At 56.3% G+C, this 22,120-nt stretch carries 19 protein-coding genes and 1 pseudogene; 2 read left to right on the forward strand and 18 right to left on the reverse strand.

Annotated features, from left to right (window positions below):
- Positions 1-26: 26 nt before the first annotated feature.
- The 3 genes from ACT3TJ_RS06745 to ACT3TJ_RS06755 form a co-directional block, all read right to left on the reverse strand.
- On the reverse strand, positions 27-515 hold the full coding sequence (locus tag ACT3TJ_RS06745) for a tripartite tricarboxylate transporter TctB family protein (RefSeq protein ID WP_193056653.1): 489 nt from the start codon (positions 513-515) through the stop codon (positions 27-29).
- A gap of 101 nt (positions 516-616) precedes the next feature.
- Positions 617-1,582 (reverse strand): tripartite tricarboxylate transporter substrate binding protein, encoded by a 966-nt coding sequence (locus ACT3TJ_RS06750; protein ID WP_444665522.1) that lies wholly within the window; start codon positions 1,580-1,582, stop codon positions 617-619.
- 82 nt (positions 1,583-1,664) lie between these two features.
- Complete coding sequence (locus ACT3TJ_RS06755) at positions 1,665-3,059, reverse strand: flagellar biosynthesis protein FlgA (protein ID WP_444665523.1); 1,395 nt, start codon at positions 3,057-3,059, stop codon at positions 1,665-1,667.
- 285 nt (positions 3,060-3,344) lie between these two features.
- Here ACT3TJ_RS06755 and ACT3TJ_RS06760 point away from each other — a divergent pair, with 285 nt between their 5' ends.
- Entirely contained in the window at positions 3,345-4,031 is a 687-nt protein-coding gene (locus tag ACT3TJ_RS06760; RefSeq protein WP_193053383.1) for a GntR family transcriptional regulator, read from the forward strand.
- A gap of 29 nt (positions 4,032-4,060) precedes the next feature.
- Here ACT3TJ_RS06760 and ACT3TJ_RS06765 read toward each other — a convergent pair whose 3' ends face one another.
- The 6 genes from ACT3TJ_RS06765 to ACT3TJ_RS06790 form a co-directional block, all read right to left on the reverse strand.
- Complete coding sequence (locus ACT3TJ_RS06765) at positions 4,061-4,486, reverse strand: YbaN family protein (RefSeq protein WP_193053384.1); 426 nt, start codon at positions 4,484-4,486, stop codon at positions 4,061-4,063.
- A 43-nt stretch (positions 4,487-4,529) separates the two neighbouring features.
- Positions 4,530-5,879 carry a TolC family outer membrane protein gene (locus ACT3TJ_RS06770; RefSeq protein WP_444665524.1) on the reverse strand — a complete coding sequence of 450 codons (1,350 nt, stop codon included), beginning with the start codon at positions 5,877-5,879 and terminating at the stop codon, positions 4,530-4,532.
- A complete protein-coding gene (locus tag ACT3TJ_RS06775; protein ID WP_193056656.1) occupies positions 5,876-7,240 on the reverse strand; it encodes an HlyD family type I secretion periplasmic adaptor subunit in 1,365 nt (454 codons plus the stop codon). The genes ACT3TJ_RS06770 and ACT3TJ_RS06775 overlap by 4 nt, the downstream gene beginning before the upstream one ends.
- Positions 7,237-9,027, reverse strand: coding sequence for a type I secretion system permease/ATPase (locus tag ACT3TJ_RS06780; protein ID WP_193056657.1), 1,791 nt, complete (start codon positions 9,025-9,027; stop codon positions 7,237-7,239). The genes ACT3TJ_RS06775 and ACT3TJ_RS06780 overlap by 4 nt, the downstream gene beginning before the upstream one ends.
- A 246-nt stretch (positions 9,028-9,273) precedes the next feature.
- Entirely contained in the window at positions 9,274-9,849 is a 576-nt protein-coding gene (locus tag ACT3TJ_RS06785; RefSeq protein ID WP_193056658.1) for a heme acquisition protein HasAp, read from the reverse strand.
- Positions 9,850-9,977: 128 nt separating this feature from the next.
- A complete protein-coding gene (locus tag ACT3TJ_RS06790; protein ID WP_444665525.1) occupies positions 9,978-12,974 on the reverse strand; it encodes a TonB-dependent hemoglobin/transferrin/lactoferrin family receptor in 2,997 nt (998 codons plus the stop codon).
- 436 nt (positions 12,975-13,410) lie between these two features.
- On the opposite strand from ACT3TJ_RS06790, the gene ACT3TJ_RS06795 reads away from it, so the two are divergent.
- Positions 13,411-13,623, forward strand: a complete 213-nt coding sequence (locus tag ACT3TJ_RS06795) for a hypothetical protein (protein WP_192535744.1) — start codon at positions 13,411-13,413, stop codon at positions 13,621-13,623.
- Between the two features lie 62 nt (positions 13,624-13,685).
- Here the strand turns inward: ACT3TJ_RS06795 and ACT3TJ_RS06800 are convergent, their stop codons facing one another.
- The 9 genes and pseudogenes from ACT3TJ_RS06800 to ACT3TJ_RS06840 all read right to left on the reverse strand — a co-directional run bounded on the left by ACT3TJ_RS06800 (position 13,686) and on the right by ACT3TJ_RS06840 (position 22,033).
- Positions 13,686-13,949 carry a hypothetical protein gene (locus ACT3TJ_RS06800; RefSeq protein WP_192535743.1) on the reverse strand — a complete coding sequence of 88 codons (264 nt, stop codon included), beginning with the start codon at positions 13,947-13,949 and terminating at the stop codon, positions 13,686-13,688.
- A gap of 43 nt (positions 13,950-13,992) precedes the next feature.
- The gene (locus ACT3TJ_RS06805; RefSeq protein ID WP_192535742.1) at positions 13,993-14,613 is read right to left on the reverse strand and encodes a biliverdin-producing heme oxygenase; all 621 of its coding nucleotides are present in this window, start codon (positions 14,611-14,613) and stop codon (positions 13,993-13,995) included.
- Positions 14,614-14,700: 87 nt separating this feature from the next.
- Positions 14,701-15,693: a FecR family protein gene (locus tag ACT3TJ_RS06810; RefSeq protein ID WP_193054573.1), complete on the reverse strand. Its 993-nt coding sequence runs from the start codon at positions 15,691-15,693 to the stop codon at positions 14,701-14,703.
- Positions 15,686-16,177, reverse strand: a pseudogene (locus ACT3TJ_RS06815) (RNA polymerase sigma factor); the annotation flags it as partial. The pseudogene ACT3TJ_RS06815 and the gene ACT3TJ_RS06810, both read right to left, overlap by 8 nt.
- Positions 16,178-16,298: 121 nt before the next feature.
- On the reverse strand, positions 16,299-17,060 hold the full coding sequence (locus ACT3TJ_RS06820) for an ATP-binding cassette domain-containing protein (RefSeq protein ID WP_193056660.1): 762 nt from the start codon (positions 17,058-17,060) through the stop codon (positions 16,299-16,301).
- A complete protein-coding gene (locus ACT3TJ_RS06825) occupies positions 17,054-18,088 on the reverse strand; it encodes a FecCD family ABC transporter permease (RefSeq protein WP_442353342.1) in 1,035 nt (344 codons plus the stop codon). Before ACT3TJ_RS06825 ends, ACT3TJ_RS06820 begins: the two co-directional genes overlap by 7 nt.
- The gene (locus tag ACT3TJ_RS06830) at positions 18,088-18,957 is read right to left on the reverse strand and encodes a heme/hemin ABC transporter substrate-binding protein (RefSeq protein WP_193056662.1); all 870 of its coding nucleotides are present in this window, start codon (positions 18,955-18,957) and stop codon (positions 18,088-18,090) included. The genes ACT3TJ_RS06825 and ACT3TJ_RS06830 overlap by 1 nt, the downstream gene beginning before the upstream one ends.
- Positions 18,954-20,006 (reverse strand): ChuX/HutX family heme-like substrate-binding protein, encoded by a 1,053-nt coding sequence (locus ACT3TJ_RS06835; RefSeq protein WP_193056663.1) that lies wholly within the window; start codon positions 20,004-20,006, stop codon positions 18,954-18,956. Before ACT3TJ_RS06835 ends, ACT3TJ_RS06830 begins: the two co-directional genes overlap by 4 nt.
- Positions 20,007-20,038: 32 nt before the next feature.
- Positions 20,039-22,033, reverse strand: coding sequence for a TonB-dependent receptor domain-containing protein (locus ACT3TJ_RS06840; RefSeq protein WP_193056664.1), 1,995 nt, complete (start codon positions 22,031-22,033; stop codon positions 20,039-20,041).
- Positions 22,034-22,120: the final 87 nt, after the last annotated feature.

Here is a 22,120-nt window from a genome sequence, read left to right on the forward strand (position 1 = left end):
AAAGTTGGGTCTGTTATGGGTCAGCCTTACGGCATGGGAATGCCAAGCAGCGACACGAAAACGCCCTGCATCAGTACAGCGGCAAGAACTAACGTAATGGCAATGGTCATCCACGAACGGGCGCCCAGCAGCAGCGTACCGATAAACGTAAATATCAGGCTGGCGATTAAAAAGCCGATGCTTTGTATCAATAGCGTGTAGGCGATAGCCGCCGCTATAAACCACCAATGGCGGGTGCGGCCAAGGGAGAAGCGTGATGAGGTTGGTGCCGTTTCAGTTGCGGTGTCTGTAGTAGCTTGAGGTTCGCTGATCAGCGCCTGTTTGCGGTCACGCCACGTGATGGCGAGCAGGACAATTCCCAGCGTAAACAGAACGATCAGCAGGGTCAGTGGCCAAACGCGAGGGCCGATAAACGTGGACACCTGCGCAGAGCTTGGGAATTGCAGCGTGGGATAAAGACTCACCACCGCGAGTGACACGACCCCAAGCGCAAAAAGAGTGATCCTAGCGTGCATGCTAAACCTTGATGGGGATAGTGGAAGAACGGCCCCGCGAGGCCGATCTTTCAGATGTGTATAGGGGGGACACGCCCCTCCACCAACCAGCAGCTGCTGGTTTAGTCGTTTTGCAGCAAACGTGAGTAAAGCTCGTAGTTGTTCTCAAGCCGCTGACGATACTCGTCGCTACCCATCCAGCCTTCACGGTAATCAAGGTTTACGCGCTCTGCGTAGCTTTGGTACTCCTCAGAGTTATATACGTCTTTAAAGGCATCTTCCAGACGCTTCATGGTCGGCGCAGGCGTATCAGCATGCACAAATATGGCGCGATCGTTACCGTCTGTCAGATCCCAGTCGTTTTCAACCGTGGTCGGCACATCTGGGTAGTCTTCAAGGCGCTCATCGCTGAAGACCAAAATTGGCATCATCTGGCCAGCTTCGATGTAGCTTAATAGCGGGCTTAGCGAGGTGGTGGTCGCATCAATATTGCCGCCCAGCACGTTGGCAGTGGCGTTGCCGGTGCTGTCGTAAGGGATAAAGTTTATGTCTAGCCCAGACGCATCGCGCAGCGACAGGAAAGCTACATGATCTGGACTTGCCGTATGGGTGCCCCCAACGGTGACTTTACCGGGATTTTCCTCAGCGTATTTCACGAAAGAATCAAAGTCAGGAAAACGCTCAGGATTAACAAAAAGCGCCATTACGTCAGACTGCATACGCGCAACCGGCGTTAATTGATCCAGTCCCACGGGGTTCTGGCCCGCCGCGAGTGAAGTCACAAGCGTAGTGGAGGCAAAGTCTAAAGTGTGGCCATCAGCCTCGCTCGTGGCGGCACGCTGATGGGCTAAAGCGCCGGATGCGGCTGGCAGGTTAACCACTGTAATACGCGCGCCGCCAATGGCTTCTTCAAACATCGGGCGAACGACCCGAGCAAAGTTATCAGTACCACCGCCAGCACCTGCGGCTACCAAGAACTGGATCGGCTTGCTGGGGAAGTTGTCGGCATCGCTGGCGCTTGCGCTGGTAGCCGCGCCGAGCATGGCAAGACCTAAAGTGGCGTATTTAACATTATGTTTGATAAGCATGATTTTCTCCAAGGTGATTATTGTTGCTTTTAGGGTCCATCAATATACGAAGTAGAGCACCTTAAAGGCGCTCTATCGTTAGTTACTGGCTGTCGCCTGCATAAAACAGGTTGTCCTGTTTAAGTCGAAGCTTATGTAATCGAGAAGGTGGTAACGCGACATCGGCTAAAGTAATGGGTTGATTAGGTGCGATATCGCGAATAACTTCGGCGCCTGGTAACAGATAAAAAGGGACTTTGGCGTCATCTGAAAGCGCCGCAGCGGGGTGAATCTCCGGACGCAGCCCTTCGATGTGCCGATGATGGCCCTTCATCTCGAGCCGCTGGCCCGCCTTGATCGCTTGGGTGGCGCGCGCAGTCAGGTCGAATTTAGGGGTGGTGGCATGGCCGCCACCGGACGTTAAGCCGTTGAGTACCACATCCAGCAGCGAGATGGGCGCTTCCAGGCCTAGCAAATGGCGTGGCAGATATACCATGGCGCTATTGCCGCTGCGGCTTAGTACGTGACCTTTATCGCGCAGCAGTGTCCAGACATGCGGGTCTTCACAGCGCACCACTACAAACACACCGCCAGCAAAGCTCAGCTCATCTGGGCGGCGCAGGCAGTTAAAGACTTCAAGGCGCTCATTACCTTTTAGAACACCGCCTTCTGCTTGGGTATCCAGAAGCGTGGGCACTTCTATGGTTCTGAGCACCATGGCATGAAATTCAGGCAGATCTGGCTGTAGGCCTGTAGCGTTGGCAACATTGACCATCTCACACAGGTCAGGCACGGAAATCTGCGGAATAGCTGACAAGGCCTCGCCGCGGGATTTGACTGTGGTGCGTGCATCGCTATCGTCAAGCTTCCAGAGGGCGGCAATTTCAGTGGCATCGTACTGGGTGCCATTACAGGTCACGGTGCCTTGCGCTTCATCCCAGATAAAGTCGTATTCGCTACTCTTGCCAGCAGAAATGATCTCAAACCCCAGCGTTTTGGCCCATGTGACAAGGCCAATCAGCAGGCTTGGCTGGTCGCCATCCAGCGGCGTGAAAAGGCGTCCTTGGTCTTCGGCCAGGCGAGTCAGGTAGGGTCCGACAACCGACTCGGTTTCCTTGGTGGCAATACCGACATGCTTACCCGCCAGTAAGGCCGCTTCTGCATAATGGGCGCCGACATCAGGAATGCCGGTAGACTCAACCAGAATATCGAACGGAAGTGCCGCGACCGTATCGAAAGAAGCTGTGGCAATGAAAAAGCCTTTCTGCCAAGCGTCTTCGGCATCGCTCGTAGAATGGCATACCATTATTTTTGTGCTGGGAAAACCCGCGTGGCGAAAGGCTTCAGCCGCCTTTTCAGGATTGATGTCGATCGCAATACGCGCTGACAATCCTGGCATCTGGCGGGCTTGACGCAATACGCCACGACCAAAATCACCAGCGCCCGCGATACAGACTTCAACTACTTTGGCCGTATGAAAATGTTGTAAGTAATTCATAAATAGTAGAATTCCATGTTTGGCAAAAGTATTTTTACAGTGGCCATGAACTTATAAATGCGTCTTTTTTTCAACGTAGACGTAATATATAGATGTGAAATTTAGTGGTATACCATTGTTGAGGTCAACGCTAGAGGGGTGATACTTTAGTCGTTATTAGGTTTGTTTTTTTATTAAATCAATATCTTAAGTGTTTTCTAAGGAATGTTTTTTTATATATGGTTATTTGAAAAGAGTTTTTTGGTATGCCATTATTAATAGACGCTAATCAAAGTGAACAACTCCATGGAAGATATCGCTCCAACCCATAACGCCGGGCTTGTTGAAAAAGTCGCGCATTATTTGCGCGAACATATCGTCATGGATCATTTCCAACCGGGACAGCGGTTACCCGAGCGCACGCTGGCAGTTGAGTTACAAGTGTCGCGTACGCCGCTACGCGAGGCGCTCAAGATTCTTGCGACAGAAGGTTTAGTGGTGATTTCCCCCAACCGCGGGGCTGTGGTTGCGGATGTCAGCGCTGCGGATATGAAAGAAAAGGCCTATGTATTAAGCGTCCTTGAGCAGTCAGCCGCGCAACTGGCGTGTGTCAGGGCTAGCGACGAAGATATTGCTGAGTTACAGGCGCTGCATTACGAAATGAAAGCTTCGTTCTTAAGAAGGGATCGGCAGAACTACTTTCGGCTTAACCAGGATATCCACAACCGGATCGTGGCGCTTTCGGGGAACACGACCCTAATTGATATACACGCCAACCTCAGTCGGCAGCTTTATCGGGTGCGCTATCTGTCCAATCAAAAGAACGATAAATGGGCGAAAGCCATGGAGGAGCACGAGGCTATCATGGCGGCCTTGGAGGCCCGCGACGCCGCACGCGTCGGCGATGAACTGCGCAACCATCTGGGTAAAACGTGGATAAAGTACACGAACGGTGAGGAAGATATCGGTCAGCCGGAAAACCTGACCCTCTAGTCTCGTCCTGGGCAATCTTTATTGCCACATCAATCCTGCTTGGTGGGCTCTGGGCGCGTTGCCAGCCATACCGCCACCCCGGCCAGCAGTGCGATGATGGCCCAGCGCAACCAGCCTTCCCCCAAATGCCAGAGCAGCAGCATGGCGCTGGCGATGATGCTGCTCACCGCCACGTACTTGGCGCGACGTGAAATGGCGCGCTCGCACTCCCAGTTCTTGATCAATGGCCCCACGTAGCGCCGCGAACGAATCCAGGCTTCGAAGCGTGGCGAGCCCTTGGAAGCACAGTAGATCGCCCCGAGCATGAACTCGGTAGTCGGCAGTAGTGGCACGAAAATACCTACGACTCCAATGCCGAAGCTCAGCGCGGCCAGTGCTACCCATAGGGCGCGGGCCAGCGGGCTGCGTGCAGGCTCACGCTGGGGCGATGTCGATGAAGGGGGCGTTTCTTTCATGTGTCGTGGCTCTCTAGGCTTCGGCAGTATCGCCGGAAATCGTTTAGAAATAGTTCGCTACCTGGGCGATATCGCTGTCGTCAAGTTGCCCCGCTTGCCAGCGCAGGCTCAGCCAGGCCACTAGGTAATCGTAGCGAGCCCGCGCCAGATCGCGCAACGCCTCGAAGCGTTGGTGTTCGGCATCCAACACGTCCAGATGGGTACGCTCGCCGCCTTCCAGGCTACGCTGTGTCGCTTCCACGCGCTGGGTGGCGGCCTCGACGGATTGCCGGTACGCCTCTTCGCGCCGCTGGCTGCTACGCACCAGCCGGTACTGGCGTTCTACGTCGTTGAGAATTTCTGCTGTGGTCGCATCCAACTCGTGGCGATGCTGTTCGAAGGTGCTCTGTGCCTGGCGGCTGGCGGCCACGACCCGCCCACCCGAATAGAGCGGCAGGTTGACTTCGACGCCGATGCTGTTGGTATCGTAGCGCTGGCCGATGGTGTTCTCGCTGCTGGAGTCGGAGATCTGGCTGCGGGCATAAAGCTGCACCGTGGGCAAGTGGCCTGCGTACTGGGCATGCACCTGATGGCGCGAGGCATCCAGGGCGCTGCGCTGTGCCGCAAGCTCCGGGTTGCAGGCCAGTGCCAAGGTTTGCCACTCGTCTAACGTGGAGGCACTGGCTTGTGCCTGCTCCGCCAGCACTGCCCAGGCGTCTGGGCGAAGCGGTGCCAGGGGGGAAGCAGGCCGTTGGCCGATGAGCAGGTCGAGTGCGTTGAGTGCGTCCTGCAAGCGGTCCTCGGCTTCGATTAGGCGCGCTTCGACCAGTCGCATCTGTGCGGCAATTTCCAACTGATCGGTACGCGTGCCCTCACCATAGGCGACGAACTGGGTGCTTTTCTCCGACTCCTCTTCCAATGCCCGCAGGTGCGCTTCGGCCAAGGCGATGTCGTCCTCGGCGTAGAGGGTATCGGTATAGGCTTGGAGCACACGAACGGCCAGTGCTTGATAGGCGCGGTCGAGCGTTGCCTCGGCAGCTTCGGCACGCGCCCTGCCTGCCTGATACTGGGCGAAAGCCGCCGCATCCAGTAGCGGCTGGGTCAGAGTCACTGCCGAGGTGTGGCTTGAGTAGCGCATGTCGTTGGTGGTCGTGCCCAGCGGGGTCGACTGCTCTACCTCAGAGTGGTTATGCGCGTAGGAGTAGCGGTAGCCGAGCGTAGGCAGCAGCCGCGAGCGCCCCAGGGCACGCTCCTGCTGCCCGGCATCGCGGGCGTTTTGTGCAGCAAGCCAAGTAGGATCGTATTGGCGGGCGTAGTCGTAAGCGGTCTGGAAATCCAGTGCCTGGGCAGCCAGTGGTAGGCAGAGCCAGCAGCCGATGCTAAGTTTCACCGCCGTTGAACGTAACAACCTCATGCATCCCCCCATGCCATGCGTGCCCGGTCGAACAGGGGCTTGAGCAGATAGTTGAGCAGTGAGCGCTCGCCCGTACGGATGAATGCTTCCACTGGCATGCCCGCCTTTAGCGGCGCTGTGCCCAGCACTGCCAGGTCGTCGTTGGCGACCTCGACCTCCAGGCGGTAGTAAGGCAGGCCGCTGACCTCGTCGACCAAGCGGTCGGCGGAGACCTGCGTAACCGTGCCCGGAACGCGCGGCGTGCTGCTGCGCTCGAACGCGGTGAAGGCAAGCTCTACCGGCAGGCCCGGTGCTACGCGGTCGACCTGGTCGACGGGAAGCTGCCCCTCCACGCGCAATGGCTCGTCTTGCGGGACGATCTCCATCAGCAGACTGCCGGGCTGTGCCACGCCGCCCTCGGTGTGCAAGGCCAAGCCCACCACGCGGCCCGAGCGCGGGGCACGAATCACCGCGTGCGCTTGTTCGTAGGCGTTGTTGGCCATGCGCCCGGCGGCTTCTTGGCCGCGCAGGCGGGCTTGAGCCAGCGCTTCGCCCACTTCGCGCTGATACTCCTCCTGGCGCTGGGTCAGGCGCAGCTCAAGCTCGTCGATCTGGCGTTGGGTTTGCTGCAGGGTGCCGTTGGCGCTGGCAATGTCGCCTTGCAACTGGACGTAACTGCCTTCGAACTCCAGCATTCGGTTGCGTGGTATGTAGCCTCCCGATGCTAGCTCGCTCAGGTTGCGCCGCTGCTCGCTGAGCACGTCAAGGCGTGTTCGCTGCTGACTGAGCGAAGCTTCGAGACCGGTCACTTGAGCGCGTTGCCCGGCAAGGCTGGCCGCAAGCCCCGCGAGTTCGGCGTCGAGGGCACTGCGGCGGCTGGCAAAGAGCAGGCGCTGCTGGCTGACGAGAGTATCAATATCGGCATCGCCCGAGGGCATGAGTTCGGGTGGGAAGGTGATGCTCGCTTGCCCATCGCGCTCGGCTTCCAAGCGCGCCGTTTCCGCCAGCGCCGAGGCGTGCTGCAAGCGCAGCACCTCGGCCTCGTTTTGCAGCTGCGTGGTATCCAGGCTAACCAACGGCCGCCCTTGATCCACTCGATCACCATCGCGCACCCAGAGCCTTTCGACCGTGCCCCCGGTAGGATGCTCGACCGCTTGGCGGTTCCCCGACACCACCACCGTGGCAGGCACGGCGATACCATTATCCAGCGGTGCCCAGGCTGCCCAGGCCACAAACAGTGCTAAGCCTCCCAGTAGCAGCCAACTCCCTATGCGAAGCGGTCGTCGCTTACGGCGCATGGCGAGTGCTTGCCAGTCCGGTATGGCTGAGGAGGTGTGTGGTTTTGCATCAGGTGGCGACTGCGAGATATCGCGAAGGGTCATGCGCGCTGCTCCTGACGATTGATGGAAACATTGCCGTAGCTATAAGCGCTTTGCGCATACGGAGTGGCCATCGCGCCATTGGCAGGAGCTACCGCTTGGCGGGCAGTGTTCAAGGCTTGCAAGATCTCTTCAGTGGGGCCGAACTTCTGCAGGTGGCCTTCACGTAGTACTAGCAAGTGAGAAGTGGCCTTGAGTACCTGAGGGCGGTGGGTAATCAGCACCACCGTAACGTGGCATTCACGCAGTCGCTGTAACGCTTCCAATAGTGCTTTTTCACCGGCGTCATCAAGGTTTGCATTGGGTTCGTCCAACACGACGAGTGCCGGGGGGCCGTAGAGCGCCCTCGCTAGGGCAATACGCTGGCGCTGCCCTCCCGAAAGGCCGATCCCACTATCTCCTAAGTAGGTGTCGTAGCCATTGGGTAGGGCCAGAATCAGTTCGTGTACGCCCGCGGTTTTGGCGGCCTCGACGACCTTCATGGGGTCCGGTTCGCTGAAGCGAGCGATATTCTCCGCCACGCTACCTGCAAACAGCTCGACATCCTGAGGCAGGTAGCCGATATGTGGCCCCAGTAGCGCTCTGTTCCAGCCCTTGATATCGGCACCATCCAGCCGCACGGTGCCGACCTTCGGCTTCCAAACACCCACTAGCAGTTTGGCCAGGGTAGATTTGCCTGACCCCGAAGGCCCGATAACACCGAGCACGCTGCCCGCTTCCAATTGGAATCCCACTTGAACCAACGTGGGTATCTTTCCGCCTGGCGGCATGGCGCTTACCGGCTCCACATTAAGCTTGCCCAGCGGGGCAGGGAGGTCCATGCCTGGCTGGCGGGCCGGGTGTACTGTTAGCAGGTTACCCAAGCGCTGGTAAGCCAGCCGTGTCGAGGTCCATTGCCGCCAAGCGTTGATCACCTGATCAATAGGGCTGAGCGCACGGCCCATTAAAATAGACCCGGCGATCATCGTACCAGGACTGATCTGCCCGCCAATCGCTAGCCAAGCGCCCAACCCCAATACCAGTGACTGTAACGCAATGCGCAGGCTCTTGGAGATAGAAGTAACCAGCGCGGTACGCTCGCTGGCCAGCCCCTGCAGCGCGACAAAGCCATCGTGCAGGTGCGACCAGCGGCGGGTAAAGGCCAACAGCATACCCATCGACTCGATGGCATCAGCATGGTGCAGTTGCGCTTCTGCCATGGCATTCGCCTGTACGGAAAGCTTGCCTGCTTCACGTAGCGGCGGCTGGGAAAGTCGCTCGTTGAGCCATGCCAGACCGATCAGCACGATGGCACCCACTAGCGCTAGGCAACCAATCCACGGGTGGAACATAAACATCACCAGCAAATACAGTGGGAACCAGGGGGCATCGAAGAACGCAAATACCGCGTGGCCGGTGATAAATTGGCGCAGCGAATCAAGATCCCGCGTGGCTTGCCCCGCCTGGGCTGCCTGGCCGCTTAGCCCGCGCTCGAAGGCCGCCGCGTAAACCCGCTCCCCCAGTTGTTCATCGAAGCGTTCGCCAATATGAATGACTGCCAGGCTGCGTATGTACTCCAAGGCACCCATTAACGCCAACAGCCCCAGCGCCATGCCCGTTAGCATCATTAGCGTGGTGGTATTGCCGGAAGCCAGTACGCGATCATAGACCTGCAGCATATACAGCGGCGGCACTAGCATCAGCAGATTGATAACCGCACTGAACAGCCCTACCGAGCGCAGTGTGCCGCGATAGCGGCCGAGTGCTTGATTTAGTTCATTACCTGACTGGCGGCGAGGGGGCGCGGGCATGGTGGCGTGTCCTGAAAATGACATGACAAAACAACGAATGTGCTTGAACCTTGAGGCCCAGCCATTCGTCTCGAATTCGTTCTCTCATTAGTGCTTTGGTCACGTCTCTGCTTGACTTCTCGTCTTATCTGGCGAGAATGCCGAGGCACCGCGCCAAGGCATAACGCCCCTGACGCGGTGTTTGAACGTTGCGGCAAGGGGATTCCCCTTGCCTTTTTTATTAGGTGTTTATAGCGATGGCGTTGTTCACGCAGCCAGGGCGAAATCGAAGTCGCTGGCAGCAACGCCGGTGACGGATGCCGGAATGGCATCGCCGAGCAAGCCTGCATCGTCCAGTACCGCCAGCAAGCCACCATCAGTGCCAGTGCCAGCGCTATCGTCGGCACCGTTCACCGAACCGTTCATTAAGCCCCAGATGATGTCGTGTACTTCGTTGCCACGGCCGTCATGGCTGGCAACGATAGGATCGTCAAAGGTGAAGGTAATGAAATCATTAACCACTTCACCATTATTGAGGCCCGCACCCAACGTAAGCTCCGTCAAGGTGCCAGTCAGTGCATGATCAGCGAAGTTATAGGAAAGGCTGCCAGTGGCGGAGAAAGCAAAGTCACCATCATTGTTGGCCATAGCGTAAGTATCGCCCGCCAAGCCTGAGTTAACTCCGTTGGTGAAGAACCCTCCAGTATTAATACCACCCGGGTTATTGTCGCTGTGCTCTCCACCCGCTCCCTCCTTTTGAAACTCTGTTAACAGGAGTTCCAGTGTGCCGGTTGAAAACGTATCAGGGAAATAGGCTTCATCATAAGTATAGCTAATGGACATTTCAGTCTCCTTGATCTATCAATGTTGGCCTTAAGGCCGTGATTGGCAGATAACGTTAATTATCTGCCCTGCATACCCGTAAGGGTGGGCATGTTCGTAAACGGCGCGGGTCATGCGCCGTAATTTAATTAAAAACGCAGTTCTGCTCCGGCCATTAGGGTGCGACCCGCCCCATAGCTCTTGGAGAAAATATCCGAGTAGCCGGTGACGTAGTTACGGTCGCGCACGTTAAGCATGGTGGCTCGCAGCAGCAGGTTAGGGTTGACCTGATAGCTGGCGTAGAGGTCCCAGGTGACGTAGCTGGGCCACAGGTCAAAGTCGAAATCCTCCGGGCCGCCCGCGGCGCTGTAGTTAAGGCGGGTGCCTACATCTAGGCGCTGGTCGAACCAGCGGGTACCGAAGGTGAGGCTTCCGCGATCCATGGGCAATTGCCTGGCACTATTCATACCGATGACATCAATGCCGCAATAAGTTAGGTCATCTCTCATTGCCTCATAAGAGTCGTAACCGGCTTCAATGGCTTCGTAGTAAGCGTCAGAGTAGTTGCCGTTTTCATCCGGTATATCTTCACGGATATTCCCGCTGCCCAGTGGATAGATCTTCTGGCAGAACTGATTATCGCTCCCCAGTACATGGGTATAGTTGGCTTGGGTGTACCAACGTTCGGCGTCATAATCGATCTCCAGCTCCAAACCGCGGAAGTTCATGGGTAGCAGGTTTGGCACGAACATGGTATGGCCTAATCCCCCTTGCTGCCCTGGCATCACGTTAACCATAGAGGTGATCAGGTAGTTATCCACACGGGTGTCGTAGTAAGAGAGCTTGCTGAAGAAGCGATCCCCACTTTTAAATAGATCCTGGGCGGTAAAATTGGTGCCTATATCCCAACTGCGTGAGGTTTCCGGTTGTGCATGAGGGTTGGGGAATAGCACCGCGAAGGGGTCGCCGGGGTGACTGCCCTGCATGAGTGTTTCAGTGAGTGAGGGTGGCCGCCAGCCACGGCCCCAGTTAGCAAATAGTTCGACGTTCTCATTGGGGCGATAGGCTGCGGATAATGTGGGTAGCAACTTATCCATGCTGTTATCGACGTCGTAATCTTGCATCACAGTGTCCGATAACCAAGTAGGTTCGTAACGCCAACTTGTCTCATAGTCGATCATAGAGGTTGGGTCGTTAACATAACCTTCCCAAGTCGGAATATCATCGCAAGCTGTCTGCCTACTTTGCTCTGGAATGATAGCGCTGATGCAGTTGGATCTCCTGGTTCTCAGACCGTTTTCAGCTCTTCTTGACGCTCTGTCATAGCGGTTATGATATGTCCACTCTACTCCAGGCAGCTTTGTAGAGCCTTTAAGCTTGTAATAGTCGTAGCGAAGCCCTGCCGCTAGGGTAAAGGCTTCGTTTTCCCACTGTAAGTTACTAAAAGCGCTTGCAATACTGCGTTCACCGCTGGGCTGCATGGTGTTGTCGATCGAGGCCAGCTGGCGGCCGCCGCGCTCCTGTGCAGTGGTGGACTCGCCTTTGTCGATAAAGTACTCAACCCCGTGGTTGGAAGAGAAACCATCAATCCCGCCGAGTGCAAAATGCGCAGTATTTTCCAGCGTAAAGCCGTAGGTATCGATTTGAGTGCGGTTATTGTTGTCAAGCCCCGCCCGGCAGGCGCTATATGCATTATCTGGGATGGGATTCTGTTCACAGACGCCGATCATCCAGTAAAGCTCGGTCATATCGGTGCCGTTTAGCACCACGGGCCGGCCAGCTTCGGTATAACGCTGCCCTTCTGTTGAAACGAAGTAAGCGTTAGCCTCCAGGTTGATCAGAGGGGAGGAGGGGTTAAGGTTATAGCGCAGGCTGACCGAGTCGGAGGTTGTACTGGCGTCGCCAAAGCGGCGCCAGGCATCATCGCCGTCGACCACCTCACCAGCCCTCATTATCTGCCGATCCGAGACGTTGTTGTAAGAGAGTTCGGTACCCAGGTAGGAAAACGTCAGTGACTGGTCGTCATCGATATGCAAGCGCGCCTTGAACAGGTTTGAGTCCTGCTCGTTGTCGGTGAAGCGGACTCGGTCGACATCCTGAACGATGTCTTTATGAAACTCATCCTGGACTCCTACCGTAAGAAAATCGTAGTTTGGTCGACGGCGGCCGGGGGCGTATTCGCCGAAATTACGGTTGCTGCGCGCCGCCAGCAGTTCCCAGCGATCGCCAAGGCGCCCGGCTACAGTCGCGCTACCAATAAAGTTGACTCCATTGCCTTCTCCACCTACGCCAGTCATGCCGCGTAAGCGCACGCCGATATCTTTACCCGGTAGAAGAACATCATCCACATCGATGGTGCGGAAGTTGGCACTGCCAGCGATGGCACCCGCACCATGCACGCCCGTGCTGGACCCCTTCTCGACCACCACGTCCGAGAGCAGCTCGGAATCGACATACATGGTGCCGTTACGCTGTTGGTGACCGTTGTCGTTGAAGTTTTGGCGCATGCCGTCGACCATCATGTTGACGCGCCCAAAGTCCTGCATGCCCCGGATATTGACCGAGAGCCCCGGGTCCTGGGCGTTGACGGCACTGTAGACACCAGGGGTCTCCTGCAGCATATCGGCGGCGTGGCGCGGCGGCGTGCGATCAATCTGTTCGCGCGTGATCACGCTTACCGAGCGTGGCTCATGATAGACCCAGTCGTCACCGATACGGTCTGCCGATACGGTCAGAGTGCTAAAGGCTGTTTGGTTGCCCACGGTGATTGAGGTGGTTGGTTCCAGTAGTTCTGCCGTTCTGCCATTGCGGTATGAAAAGGTCAGTGATGAGTCGGCTAGCAGTGTGCGAAGTGCTTCATCGGCAGTCATTTCGCCGCGTAAGGCCGGTGCGGTACCGTTGATGGGCTGGCCATCCTGACGGACGACAGTAATCTGCGTGGTAGCGGTAAATTCACCCAGCGAGTAGAGCAGGTGCTGTTCGGGCAGGTCGAACGTGTAGCGCTGCTGCAAAGGATTTTGCTGCAGCGCCTTGGATGAGTTCGGTACAGAGGGCTGGGCCTGTGCCAATACCTGAGTTTGCGCGGCAAGCAGGCCCAGTATCACAGCGGCAGTGATTGGGGATCGGGAAAAAACCTTAAAATGCATTGAAATAAAGCTCCCTTGTTACGCTAATAATAATCGTTTGTATCTTAATTAACGATTGGGATGAGAATTTCCCTCATCTGAAATAAATTTTTTGCCAAATTATTTTGTGGGGCCGTGGTATGGGACGCGATGCGTGGCATGCCATGCATGCAGGTTTCCCTCTGGGCATACGAGCATGCGTTATATACCCCTCGTTCAACTTCGGGGTTAATCATAATCAATTGCAATTGATATTTGCTTATATTTGAGATTGTTTATATTTTATAGTGATCAAATCAAAGGCAGATTAGGTACATTCAAGGGGGGGATGGTATGGCTCAGGAAATCGAGTGGGATGATATCACCGTATGCCTCCCTCCCGGTATGAGGGAGCGGGCATGGTTCAGGCGTTTATCTTGGTGGAGGCTTCACCATAGACGGTATGCGAATGGGTGGCATGGGCGACGATATTTTTGTCATTCATGGCGGAAGTAATTGTATCGTTTTTAACGATGGTGGTTTTATAACTCCCAATGAAGAGGGTATAACACGAAAAGAAGTGCACGGGTTGGTGACTATTCATGAGTCCAAGGTGTTTAATTTCCGCAATTATGTGCCTTATCTCGGCGTACATTACCGCTTGGCTGCAAAAACTGAGTGCAACACCTGAGCATTTCGCTAAGGTGTTGCGCTCAGTTTCTGCAGCCGCCGTTTGTAGTTGAGCGAACTGCATCAGCAGGTTTGTTCGGCGGTCACGGCAATCGTCAATGCAACTGCGATCAGCACGCTATGCAGAAAAACGCCGCTTGCCAAGGCGATCATTAGCGAAATCCATACGCTAGGTGTTTCTGTCATTAGCCCATAGAGTGAGCCTAAACACCCGCTTATCAGTGAAATCATGAATAAGCTGGCTGCCCACCAGTTGAGCAACAGAGAGGCGGCAGGAAAGGCGTATACAAGCAATCTGGACGAGTGTCCCTGTAGAGTCTGGTTCACTAAAATTCCCCGTTATATCGTTTTAGTAACGCTTCTTTTGGCGTTATTTTTGGTTATTAGTTAGTACGTTAGAGGCCAGCGATTTAACGAAAGTAAAGGCCGCTCTGGCGCCGTTTAAGGCTTCGTTTGCCTGTTCTTCAGAGAGCGGGATGGCGTCTAGCTGTGCAGTGAAGCGGCGCCAGTGCAACCCACGTCCTGCATCGCTGGGGGCGAGGTGACGGGCACCAAAATTGATGGAGAGGTTAAGTTGGCTGGCGTATTTGAGCAGAAAAGCCGCACCCAGGTTCGAGCCTTCATTGACATAAAGCCAGCCAACCGCAGCCGCTTGAGATTCGATAGCGGGTACTGAGAGAGCATCGTCAGTCAAGTCATCGAGGTTGAGGGCAAGATCCTGGCAATCTCTGATCACTGCTTGGTAACGACTGCGCTCGGCCAGCCCTTCCAGCCAGTCGTTCAGCTCAGGCTGAAGATAAAGCACTTCAGTGTGACGTTGGAACTGATATTGAACCGTTAGAAATCTCTTGTAGCCTTCCAGGCTGGCAAAAGGGGCGAGTTCCATAATGGCTTTATCAACATGTTCATGAGCAGTATGGGTATCCAACTTTAGACGCTTGCTCAAGGGGAGAGTATTCGTCTCTCTTGAAGGGGAAAGAAGTGTTTCCATGAGTCGTTCTCTTTAGTGAGATGAATGAAATCAGGGACGTAAATGGAGGCGCAATCCCCGTGTGTGCGTGTATTACCTATGAGTACTTCACCCCGTGCGTAGCCACAGTAAATCGCCGGGTAAGCGATGAACCTCAATGTCAGATACATGAGTCAAGGCTGAAAGCAGAGCCTCCGGCTGGTCGACAGGGAAGCTTCCGGAAAGACGTACGTCAGAAAAAGCGTGAGTATCGAGTAGTAGGCGGCCTGGTAGCATGCGTTCCAATTGAGCAACGATCTCACTCATTCCTGCGTCATCGAATACAACTCTTCCTTCCTTCCAGCCAAGTGCTACAGGCAGAGCTACCGGTGAGACAGGGCCAAGTTCGCCATTGATAAGTGCCACTTGCTTACCGCCACCCAACAGGGCTTGGTGTCCTTGACTGTCTGTAATGGCTACTTGCCCCTCTGCCACCGTCACGGTGACACTGTCAGTGCTATGCATCACAGCAAAGTGAGTACCGATAACCTTTATCGATGCTTCGCCAGCGGTAATGGTGAAGGGGCGCTGGGCATCTTGCGTAACATCAACCCATAATCGCCCGCGTCTTAGCGTTAGTCCTCTGTAGGTTTCGTCAAACTCAATGTCCAGCGCGCTATTCCCATCCAGTAAAAGAGACGAGCCGTCTGCCAGTAGAAGTTGTTTCATTTGCCCTGGTGTCGTGACGGCATCGGCTGTCAGTCGATCCCAGTTGGCTGGTTCACGCCATAGTTCAAGGCTCAACAGCAAGCCGAGCATGCATAGGGCAGCGACTGCCCATCCCCACGGTCGTTCATTCCGCCGTTTGGATGGCGTGGCAGACTGTTGAAGGTGAAACAGGCGAATGGGGGCTTCAATATCCTGCCAAAGCTGTTTCGCTTCTTGATACGCAAAGTGGTGAAGCGGGCTTTGTTGTAGCCACGCGTTGAACGCCTGTTGATCATGTTGGGTGACGCTTGCATCCTTGAGTTTAAGATACCAAGCGATGGCATCATCCATGGTGGCGTCATCTATTGCAGGCGATGGCGCTGGCTGGCTCAAAGGTTCGTTTGGTTTAGTCACGGTCTAACCCTTCCTGGGAACGTGGCCTGTTGTTATTAATACAACGAGTGGACTGAATGTTTTCCTCATTGATTGATTGTTTTTTCCATTTACGACACTGGCGCATCGCGTGCATCATGTCTTTTTCAACCGTGCTAACAGAAATGCCCAAGCGCTCGGCAATAGCCTGATAGGTCTCACCGCTAATTCGATTGAGTAGGAATACGCGTTTAGTTCTGGGGGGAAGGGTATTTAATTGATCGATTAGTTTCTGCCACTGTTGAGTCTTATGAGCAATTTGTTCTGGACTTGGCTCCTGAGGGGGCTCATCAATAGTGGCATTAAATTCTTGAGTTTGATGACGCTTACGCACCCCTTGGGATCGTAAATAGTCCAGCGCTAGGTTGTGCGCCGTGCGGTGTAGCAAGCCAGCAGTATCTGTTTCTTTAGAGGGGCGTTGCCACAGCTTAACAAAGGTGTCTTGTGCCAGATCCTCTGCAACACTAGTGCTACCAACAACCTACTTGATACGTTTTATAAGACGATGCCGCTCGTTAAGAAACATGCGAAGCAGAGCAGAAGAAGTTTTGGTCATGCGAGGCTTGCTCATCTCATTAATAAAAAAATCACGGCGCAAGGGTAATAAGAGGAGCCAACGCCATGTCGCTTTGGATGCAGTAAAGTTCCGCTCCATACACCTTGGCGATGGTCGTAGTCTTTAAAACGTGTCGGGGTTTACCATGCGCTATACGCTGCCCCTTTTGCAGTAACCAAACGTAGTCGGCGTAAGTGCCGGCCAGGTTCAGGTCATGTAGGACGCATACGATGGCCATATGATGCCGTGTGGCCCAGGTGCGTAGTTGACGCATTAGTCGCTGCTGCTGGCCGATATCCAAGGCGCTGGTGGGTTCATCCAGCAGAAGCAGGCCGCCATCCCTGGCAGCGTCCGAGCGCCGCGAGAGCAGTTGGCAGGCGCCGCGGGCGATCATCACTCGCTGGCGCTCGCCGCCCGAGAGCGAGAGTACGCTGCGCTTGGCGAGCGGGACGAGGTCCAGATCATCGAGTAGTTCGGCGATGAGTGCTTTATCGGGGTTGCTCCCCAGACACACCAGTTCTTCCACTCGCCAATCGAAGCCGACAGGCTCCTGCTGAGCGACAAGCGCACGACGGTTGGCGAGCGCGGTGATCTCCCATTCATGTAGCAAGTGGCCATCCAACTGTACGGTGCCCTGTTCGCAGCGGCGATAGCCTGACAGCATGCTGAGCAGCGTGCTTTTGCCTGCGCCATTAGGCCCTACAATCGCGAGCAGTTCGCCTGGATGGATCTCACCATTCATGGGCGCTAGTGCGGGAATTGAGGTTAGCCCCGCTTGATGCAGGGTCAGCATGACGGGCTCCGGCGCATAAGCAGATACAGAAAGTAGGGCCCGCCCAAAAGGCTCGTTAGCAGCCCGACCGGGATCTCGGCAGGAGCGGCTAGCGTACGAGCCAGGGTATCGGCGACCACTAATAACAAAGCACCGCCCAGCATTGAGGCAGGCAGGAGTAACCTGTGTCCGGGCCCTAGCCAAAGCCGTAGGCAGTGGGGAACCAGCAGGCCAAGAAAGCCAATGACACCGGTGAGGGCTACGCACAGCCCGACGCCAAGTGAGGTGGCCACGACAATACGGCGTTTTAGGCGGTTGGCGTCCAGCCCCGCCGCATGGGCCGTGGTTTCGCCTAGTTGAAGCAGGTCAAGCTCGCTGGCGCTGCGCATTAGCATCCACAGTGCCAGGCTAATCAGTACCAGGGCGATAGCGGTGGTTCGCCATAAGGCATGGGTTAGCGTGCCCATACCCCACAGGCTCAGTTGGCGCAGCTGTTCATCGCTGGCGATAAACGCAAGGACACCACCCGCAGCGCCGGCCAGAGTGTTAATCGCCAGGCCCGCTAGCAGCAGGGTCATAACGGCGGCACTCCCACCCTGGCGTTTGGCCAAGCCAAACACGATGACACATACGCTCAGCGCGCCCAAAAAGCCAGCAGCAAACTGGCCGTAAAGGCTGTTGACGGCGCTATCCTGAAAAATAACGATCCATAGCGCCACAAATAGCCCGGCACCGCTGGCAAGGCCGAGCAGCGTTGGGTCGGCCAAGGGATTACGAAATAGCCCCTGCATGGCAGCGCCGCTGCCCGCAAGCATGGCGCCTACGACAACCCCCAGCAGCAAGCGCGGTAAGCGCAGCTGCCACCAAACCTGTGTGCTGAGCGTATCGGCATTGCCGTTTAGCAGTGCCCATGGGGAGAGCCCTAATGCGCCCGACGCCGCGCCCCACGCCAAGGCAAGTAACAGCGCAAGCGTTAAGCCGATAAGGACTCGTGGAGCGCGCCCCATCGGTCGCATCGTACGCTGACGATAAGCCGTTAAGCTGACCATTACGGCGCAGCCAGTGCTGTGGGCGAGGCGTTGAGCAGCGCTTCAGCATCCTGGCGTAAGGCTAACAGTTGGTCGGGCGCACGTGGCCCAAAGCCCAGCAGTGCCTGATCATCGATAACGATTAACCGCTGCGCTTGGCCTGCCGGAGTAAGTGCCATACCGGGTAATTGCCATAAGGCCGTTGGGCCGCCCATGGCGTCTAAACCGTGCGCTGACATAATGATCAGCTCAGGCACCTCGCGCACCAACGCCTCGGCGCCAACACTGTGGTAGCCCTCCATCGCTGCAAAGGCGTTTTCCAGCCCGACGGCTTTAAGTGCCGTATGCGCCGCAGTTTGGCGACCAGCGGCGCGCGGCGTTAAGCCGCTATGCTGGAGAATAAACATCGCCCGGGTTGAAGGTAAGGGGGGCAAGTCGGCCAGGTATTCAAGCTTGTCAGTCAAGGTTTGCGCTAAAGCGTTGGCTTGTTCATGCCGGTCAGTGTAGCTACCCACCGCGCGAACCTTTTCAGCAATGGCCGCTAGCGTCGCGGGTGCGCTAACTACATCCAGCGTAACGCCGACAGCGTCCAGCTGTTCAAGCACTTCTTTAGGGCCGGCATGCTGATTGGCAAGGATACGGTCAGGCTGAACCGACAGTACGCTTTCGGCCGAGAGCTGGCGTAAATAACCCACAGAGGGCAGCGCTGTCAGGGTCTCAGGATAGAGAACCGTATCGTCACGGGCGACCAGGTTAATGTCAGCCTTCAAGGCCGAAAGCGTTTCAGCAATATCGCCGCCCAGCACAACCCAGCGTTCGCTGGCGCTCGTTTCCAGGCTGAACAGCAGCGCAAGCAAAACGCCGGAGAGCAGTCGAACAGGCTGCTTCATGCCACGGCCTCACGCTGATTAAGCTCATTCAATAGCTGCCGCCAGGCGCTGGATTCGGGATTGCCCTCGCGGCGCTCGGCATATATTTGCAGGACTAATGCGCCTTGTGCGTCAAACGCTTCAATGCTGGTGACGCCTCCATCACGATTGGGTTTAGACACTTGCCATACCTGATCAATAGCGGTGTCGTCCAGGTGCAGGGTAAAGCTATCGCCAAACAGGTTCAGCCAACCCCGTGCGCGCTGGGGCATGGGCAGCGTCCCCGTGCGGATTTGCACGCAGCCGGGGCTGGCGACAAACAGCATGAGCGGCAAGGCGTGTTGGCTTGCCTGATGGAGCAGGTTTTCCAGTATGTTAGCCGGTAGCGCCCGGGTATAGTGGCCCTCCATCAGTTGGTTGGCCTCAATACGCTCCAGGCGATGGCGCTGCAGCAGAGCGAAGAATTGATGTACGTCCTGCATCGCTCCCCATTCGCTCGCAAGGTCGGGGGCGTTGGGAAGCGGGCGTTTAAGGCGTGGTGCACTCTGGGTGAACGCTGGAGTGTCCTGGGTGCCGAGTGCTGCTAACGCGTCCCAGGCGCTGGGAAGCGGTGTTTCCAGCGCAAAGCATTTGTGCACGGCGCAGCCATGCTGGTTAAATATTTGCAGGCTCCAGCGCCACTCCTCCGAGCCATCTTGTGAAGGCATGGCATCGCGAATCAGGCACACCCAGTGCCAGTGGGAATACAGCAAGCGAAGATCCAAACCGCCGGGGTCGAGCAGTAGTCCCGTTTGGGCTCCGCCGCGCAATTCAGGATAGCCCCCGGTTTGTTCAAGGACGGCCAAGCGCGAGCGGGTCAGTGATTTTACGCGGCCAAGCGTGGGCAGATAGCTTGCGATCTCACTGGGTGGCAGGGGCAGTGTCCATACATCACGCCCCAGGCGAGCCGCCTGTAACTCGCCTTCGCTAATGGCCAAGCGCTCGGCAATATCAATAGCGGGCAGGCGCGGCTGTGCTTCACGCGCAGCATCAAAGGCTTCCAGAATAGCGATTTGTTGGGATTGCGTCATGAGCTCACCTCCATCGGGTGCATGGTGTGGCATTACCACTGCCAGTTGAGGGTGGCGAACAGGCTGCGCCCATCGCCTAAGCTGCCATCGGGGCGGTACCACACTTTATCGCCCAGGTTGGCCAGGCGTAGCGAGGTATCAATGGCGGGGGTAAGGCGCCAGGCCAGGTGTACATCGTGTAGCCCGTAGCCTGGCAAGCGCTCGTCATCGCCCTGTTTGTCGAAATCACGGGCAAACCGACCTTGCCAGCCCAGGCGCACATTACCGTTGTACAGTGCAATATCACTGCCTAAGGTCGCTTCCAGCGGTGTTTGATTGCCTAGCGGCGCGCCGGTGTCGCGGTCTTTGCCGGAGACTTCGGAAAGGCCTGCAAAACTGGTAAGGAAAGAAAAAGCGCTGGGCTGCCAGAAAACGCGGGCATCATAGCCCCACAGCTGGGCGCGCTGAACGTTCACGGCTTGAGTGGTGCCTGCCATAATATCGACCTGAGTATCGATAAAGTCATTGGCACGGGTATCAAAGTAGCTGGCACGCACTTGCCAATCTCCCTGATGCCAAACCACGCCGCTCTCCCAGGTATGACTGGTTTCAGGGACAAGGTCCGGGTTGGGTATCCAGTAGTTGTCGGGCGTACAGAAGAACGGCCCGGCACAGAACCCCGCAAAGTGGCGTTCATTAGCATATAGCTCAGAAAGACTCGGAGCGCGGAAAGCCTCGGCGTATCCGGTAAATAGCATCAATGCGTCGTCGGGCCGCCAGGCAACGCGAAAACGTGGGGAAATCTGGTCATGTACGCTGTTGGCCTCGCCTTGGCCGGTGGCATCGTAACGGTCATAGCGGGCGCCTAATCCAATGTCGAACGCTCCCGCGCCGCCCTCCGTCAGGTAACGGCCAGCGGTGAGCGTTGTATCCAGGTAGGCTGCTTGCGTATCAATGTCGGCACGTGGGAAACCATTCGCATCGCCTTCAGGACGTTGGCGGGCCTGCTCCAGTTCAGCACCAAATACCAGCGTTTGAGAAAGCCAGCCATGCTCCATTCGGTGATAGCCGTCGCTTTGCAGCCCCGCACGCTCCAGAGTGCGGCTGGCCCTTGGCTCATCAATATCTTGCTGGCTAAAGGTGAGTCGTGAGGTGATCTCGGTAGCCGCACCTGGCTGCCAACGGTGGCCGAGCTGCACATTGTTGCTCTGAACGTCGCGGTCGCGCAGCGGGTTGCTGGCATCTGTAGAACGCTGTTGCGGATTAGCGGGTTGGGTGGTGTGCTCGTCGTAATGTTGCCAGCTAACAAACACCCGCTGGTCGTCATCCGGCTGCCAGCCACCTTTTAGTAACAGGCTGTTGAGCGAGGCATCTTCATCGGCCATCTCGCCACCGGCGCGACGAATATCACCGGACTTGCTACGGCCTATTGAGAGAAGACCATCGACGCGGCCATTTGACGTATCACGACGACCAAAAGCGGTAAGGCTGCCACGTAACTCGTCACTGGCGCTTGCGCCACCGACAGAAAGCCGTACACCGCTTTCCTCGTCGGGCGCAAGTAGGTCCTCGGCATCTACGCTGTTAAAACTAACCACACCGCCCATCGCGTTACTACCGTAAAGGCTAGAGAGCGCTCCGCGGGCAATCTGGACATGTTGAATCAAGGCGGGATCAAGGAAAAAGTTACCGATATGACCCGTGGAAATATCTTGCCGAACACCATCCAGGCGGACCAGTACGCCCTCGCGGCCAAAGCCACGCAGGCTCAGCGTTTGGCCGTTGCGGCGCCCTTGTCCTGCAACGTGTAGGCCAGGCTGACGGCTTAGTACGTCTTCCACTCGGCTCGCGGTGGCCAACACTGCATCATCACGCTCAATAATATCGATGATGAGTGGGGCACGGGAAAGATCCGTGGGCACTCGTGTACCGGTGACAGTGACAGGATCAAAGGAGTGAGGCTCAATCTCTGGTTGCGCCAAGGCAGGTGCTACCAATAGAGGGCAAAACGTAAGATAAAGCGGGCAAAGCGAGTAAGCGCGTTTCATGGGCCAGACCATTCCAACAATAAGAAGGTAATAGGTGCTGGCTGGGTGCGTCGGCTACCTGGCTGGCATTAAGCTTGGGACGTACTA

Origin of the sequence: Halomonas sp. AOP30-A1-24, assembly GCF_052378165.1 — a bacterium.
GTDB lineage: Bacteria > Pseudomonadota > Gammaproteobacteria > Pseudomonadales > Halomonadaceae > Vreelandella > Vreelandella citrativorans.

Bases quoted from the DNA above. Each gene is read 5' to 3' on its own strand.
- ACT3TJ_RS06745 (WP_193056653.1), bottom strand. From the start codon at position 515: ATGCACGCTAGGATCACTCTTTTTGCGCTTGGGGTCGTGTCACTCGCG.
- ACT3TJ_RS06750 (WP_444665522.1), bottom strand. From the start codon at position 1,582: ATGCTTATCAAACATAATGTTAAATACGCCACTTTAGGTCTTGCCATG.
- ACT3TJ_RS06755 (WP_444665523.1), bottom strand. From the start codon at position 3,059: ATGAATTACTTACAACATTTTCATACGGCCAAAGTAGTTGAAGTCTGT.
- ACT3TJ_RS06760 (WP_193053383.1), top strand. From the start codon at position 3,345: ATGGAAGATATCGCTCCAACCCATAACGCCGGGCTTGTTGAAAAAGTC.
- ACT3TJ_RS06765 (WP_193053384.1), bottom strand. From the start codon at position 4,486: ATGAAAGAAACGCCCCCTTCATCGACATCGCCCCAGCGTGAGCCTGCA.
- ACT3TJ_RS06770 (WP_444665524.1), bottom strand. From the start codon at position 5,879: ATGAGGTTGTTACGTTCAACGGCGGTGAAACTTAGCATCGGCTGCTGG.
- ACT3TJ_RS06775 (WP_193056656.1), bottom strand. From the start codon at position 7,240: ATGACCCTTCGCGATATCTCGCAGTCGCCACCTGATGCAAAACCACAC.
- ACT3TJ_RS06780 (WP_193056657.1), bottom strand. From the start codon at position 9,027: ATGCCCGCGCCCCCTCGCCGCCAGTCAGGTAATGAACTAAATCAAGCA.
- ACT3TJ_RS06785 (WP_193056658.1), bottom strand. From the start codon at position 9,849: ATGTCCATTAGCTATACTTATGATGAAGCCTATTTCCCTGATACGTTT.
- ACT3TJ_RS06790 (WP_444665525.1), bottom strand. From the start codon at position 12,974: ATGCATTTTAAGGTTTTTTCCCGATCCCCAATCACTGCCGCTGTGATA.
- ACT3TJ_RS06795 (WP_192535744.1), top strand. From the start codon at position 13,411: ATGGGCGACGATATTTTTGTCATTCATGGCGGAAGTAATTGTATCGTT.
- ACT3TJ_RS06805 (WP_192535742.1), bottom strand. From the start codon at position 14,613: ATGGAAACACTTCTTTCCCCTTCAAGAGAGACGAATACTCTCCCCTTG.
- ACT3TJ_RS06820 (WP_193056660.1), bottom strand. From the start codon at position 17,060: ATGCTGACCCTGCATCAAGCGGGGCTAACCTCAATTCCCGCACTAGCG.
- ACT3TJ_RS06825 (WP_442353342.1), bottom strand. From the start codon at position 18,088: ATGGTCAGCTTAACGGCTTATCGTCAGCGTACGATGCGACCGATGGGG.
- ACT3TJ_RS06830 (WP_193056662.1), bottom strand. From the start codon at position 18,957: ATGAAGCAGCCTGTTCGACTGCTCTCCGGCGTTTTGCTTGCGCTGCTG.
- ACT3TJ_RS06835 (WP_193056663.1), bottom strand. From the start codon at position 20,006: ATGACGCAATCCCAACAAATCGCTATTCTGGAAGCCTTTGATGCTGCG.
- ACT3TJ_RS06840 (WP_193056664.1), bottom strand. From the start codon at position 22,033: ATGAAACGCGCTTACTCGCTTTGCCCGCTTTATCTTACGTTTTGCCCT.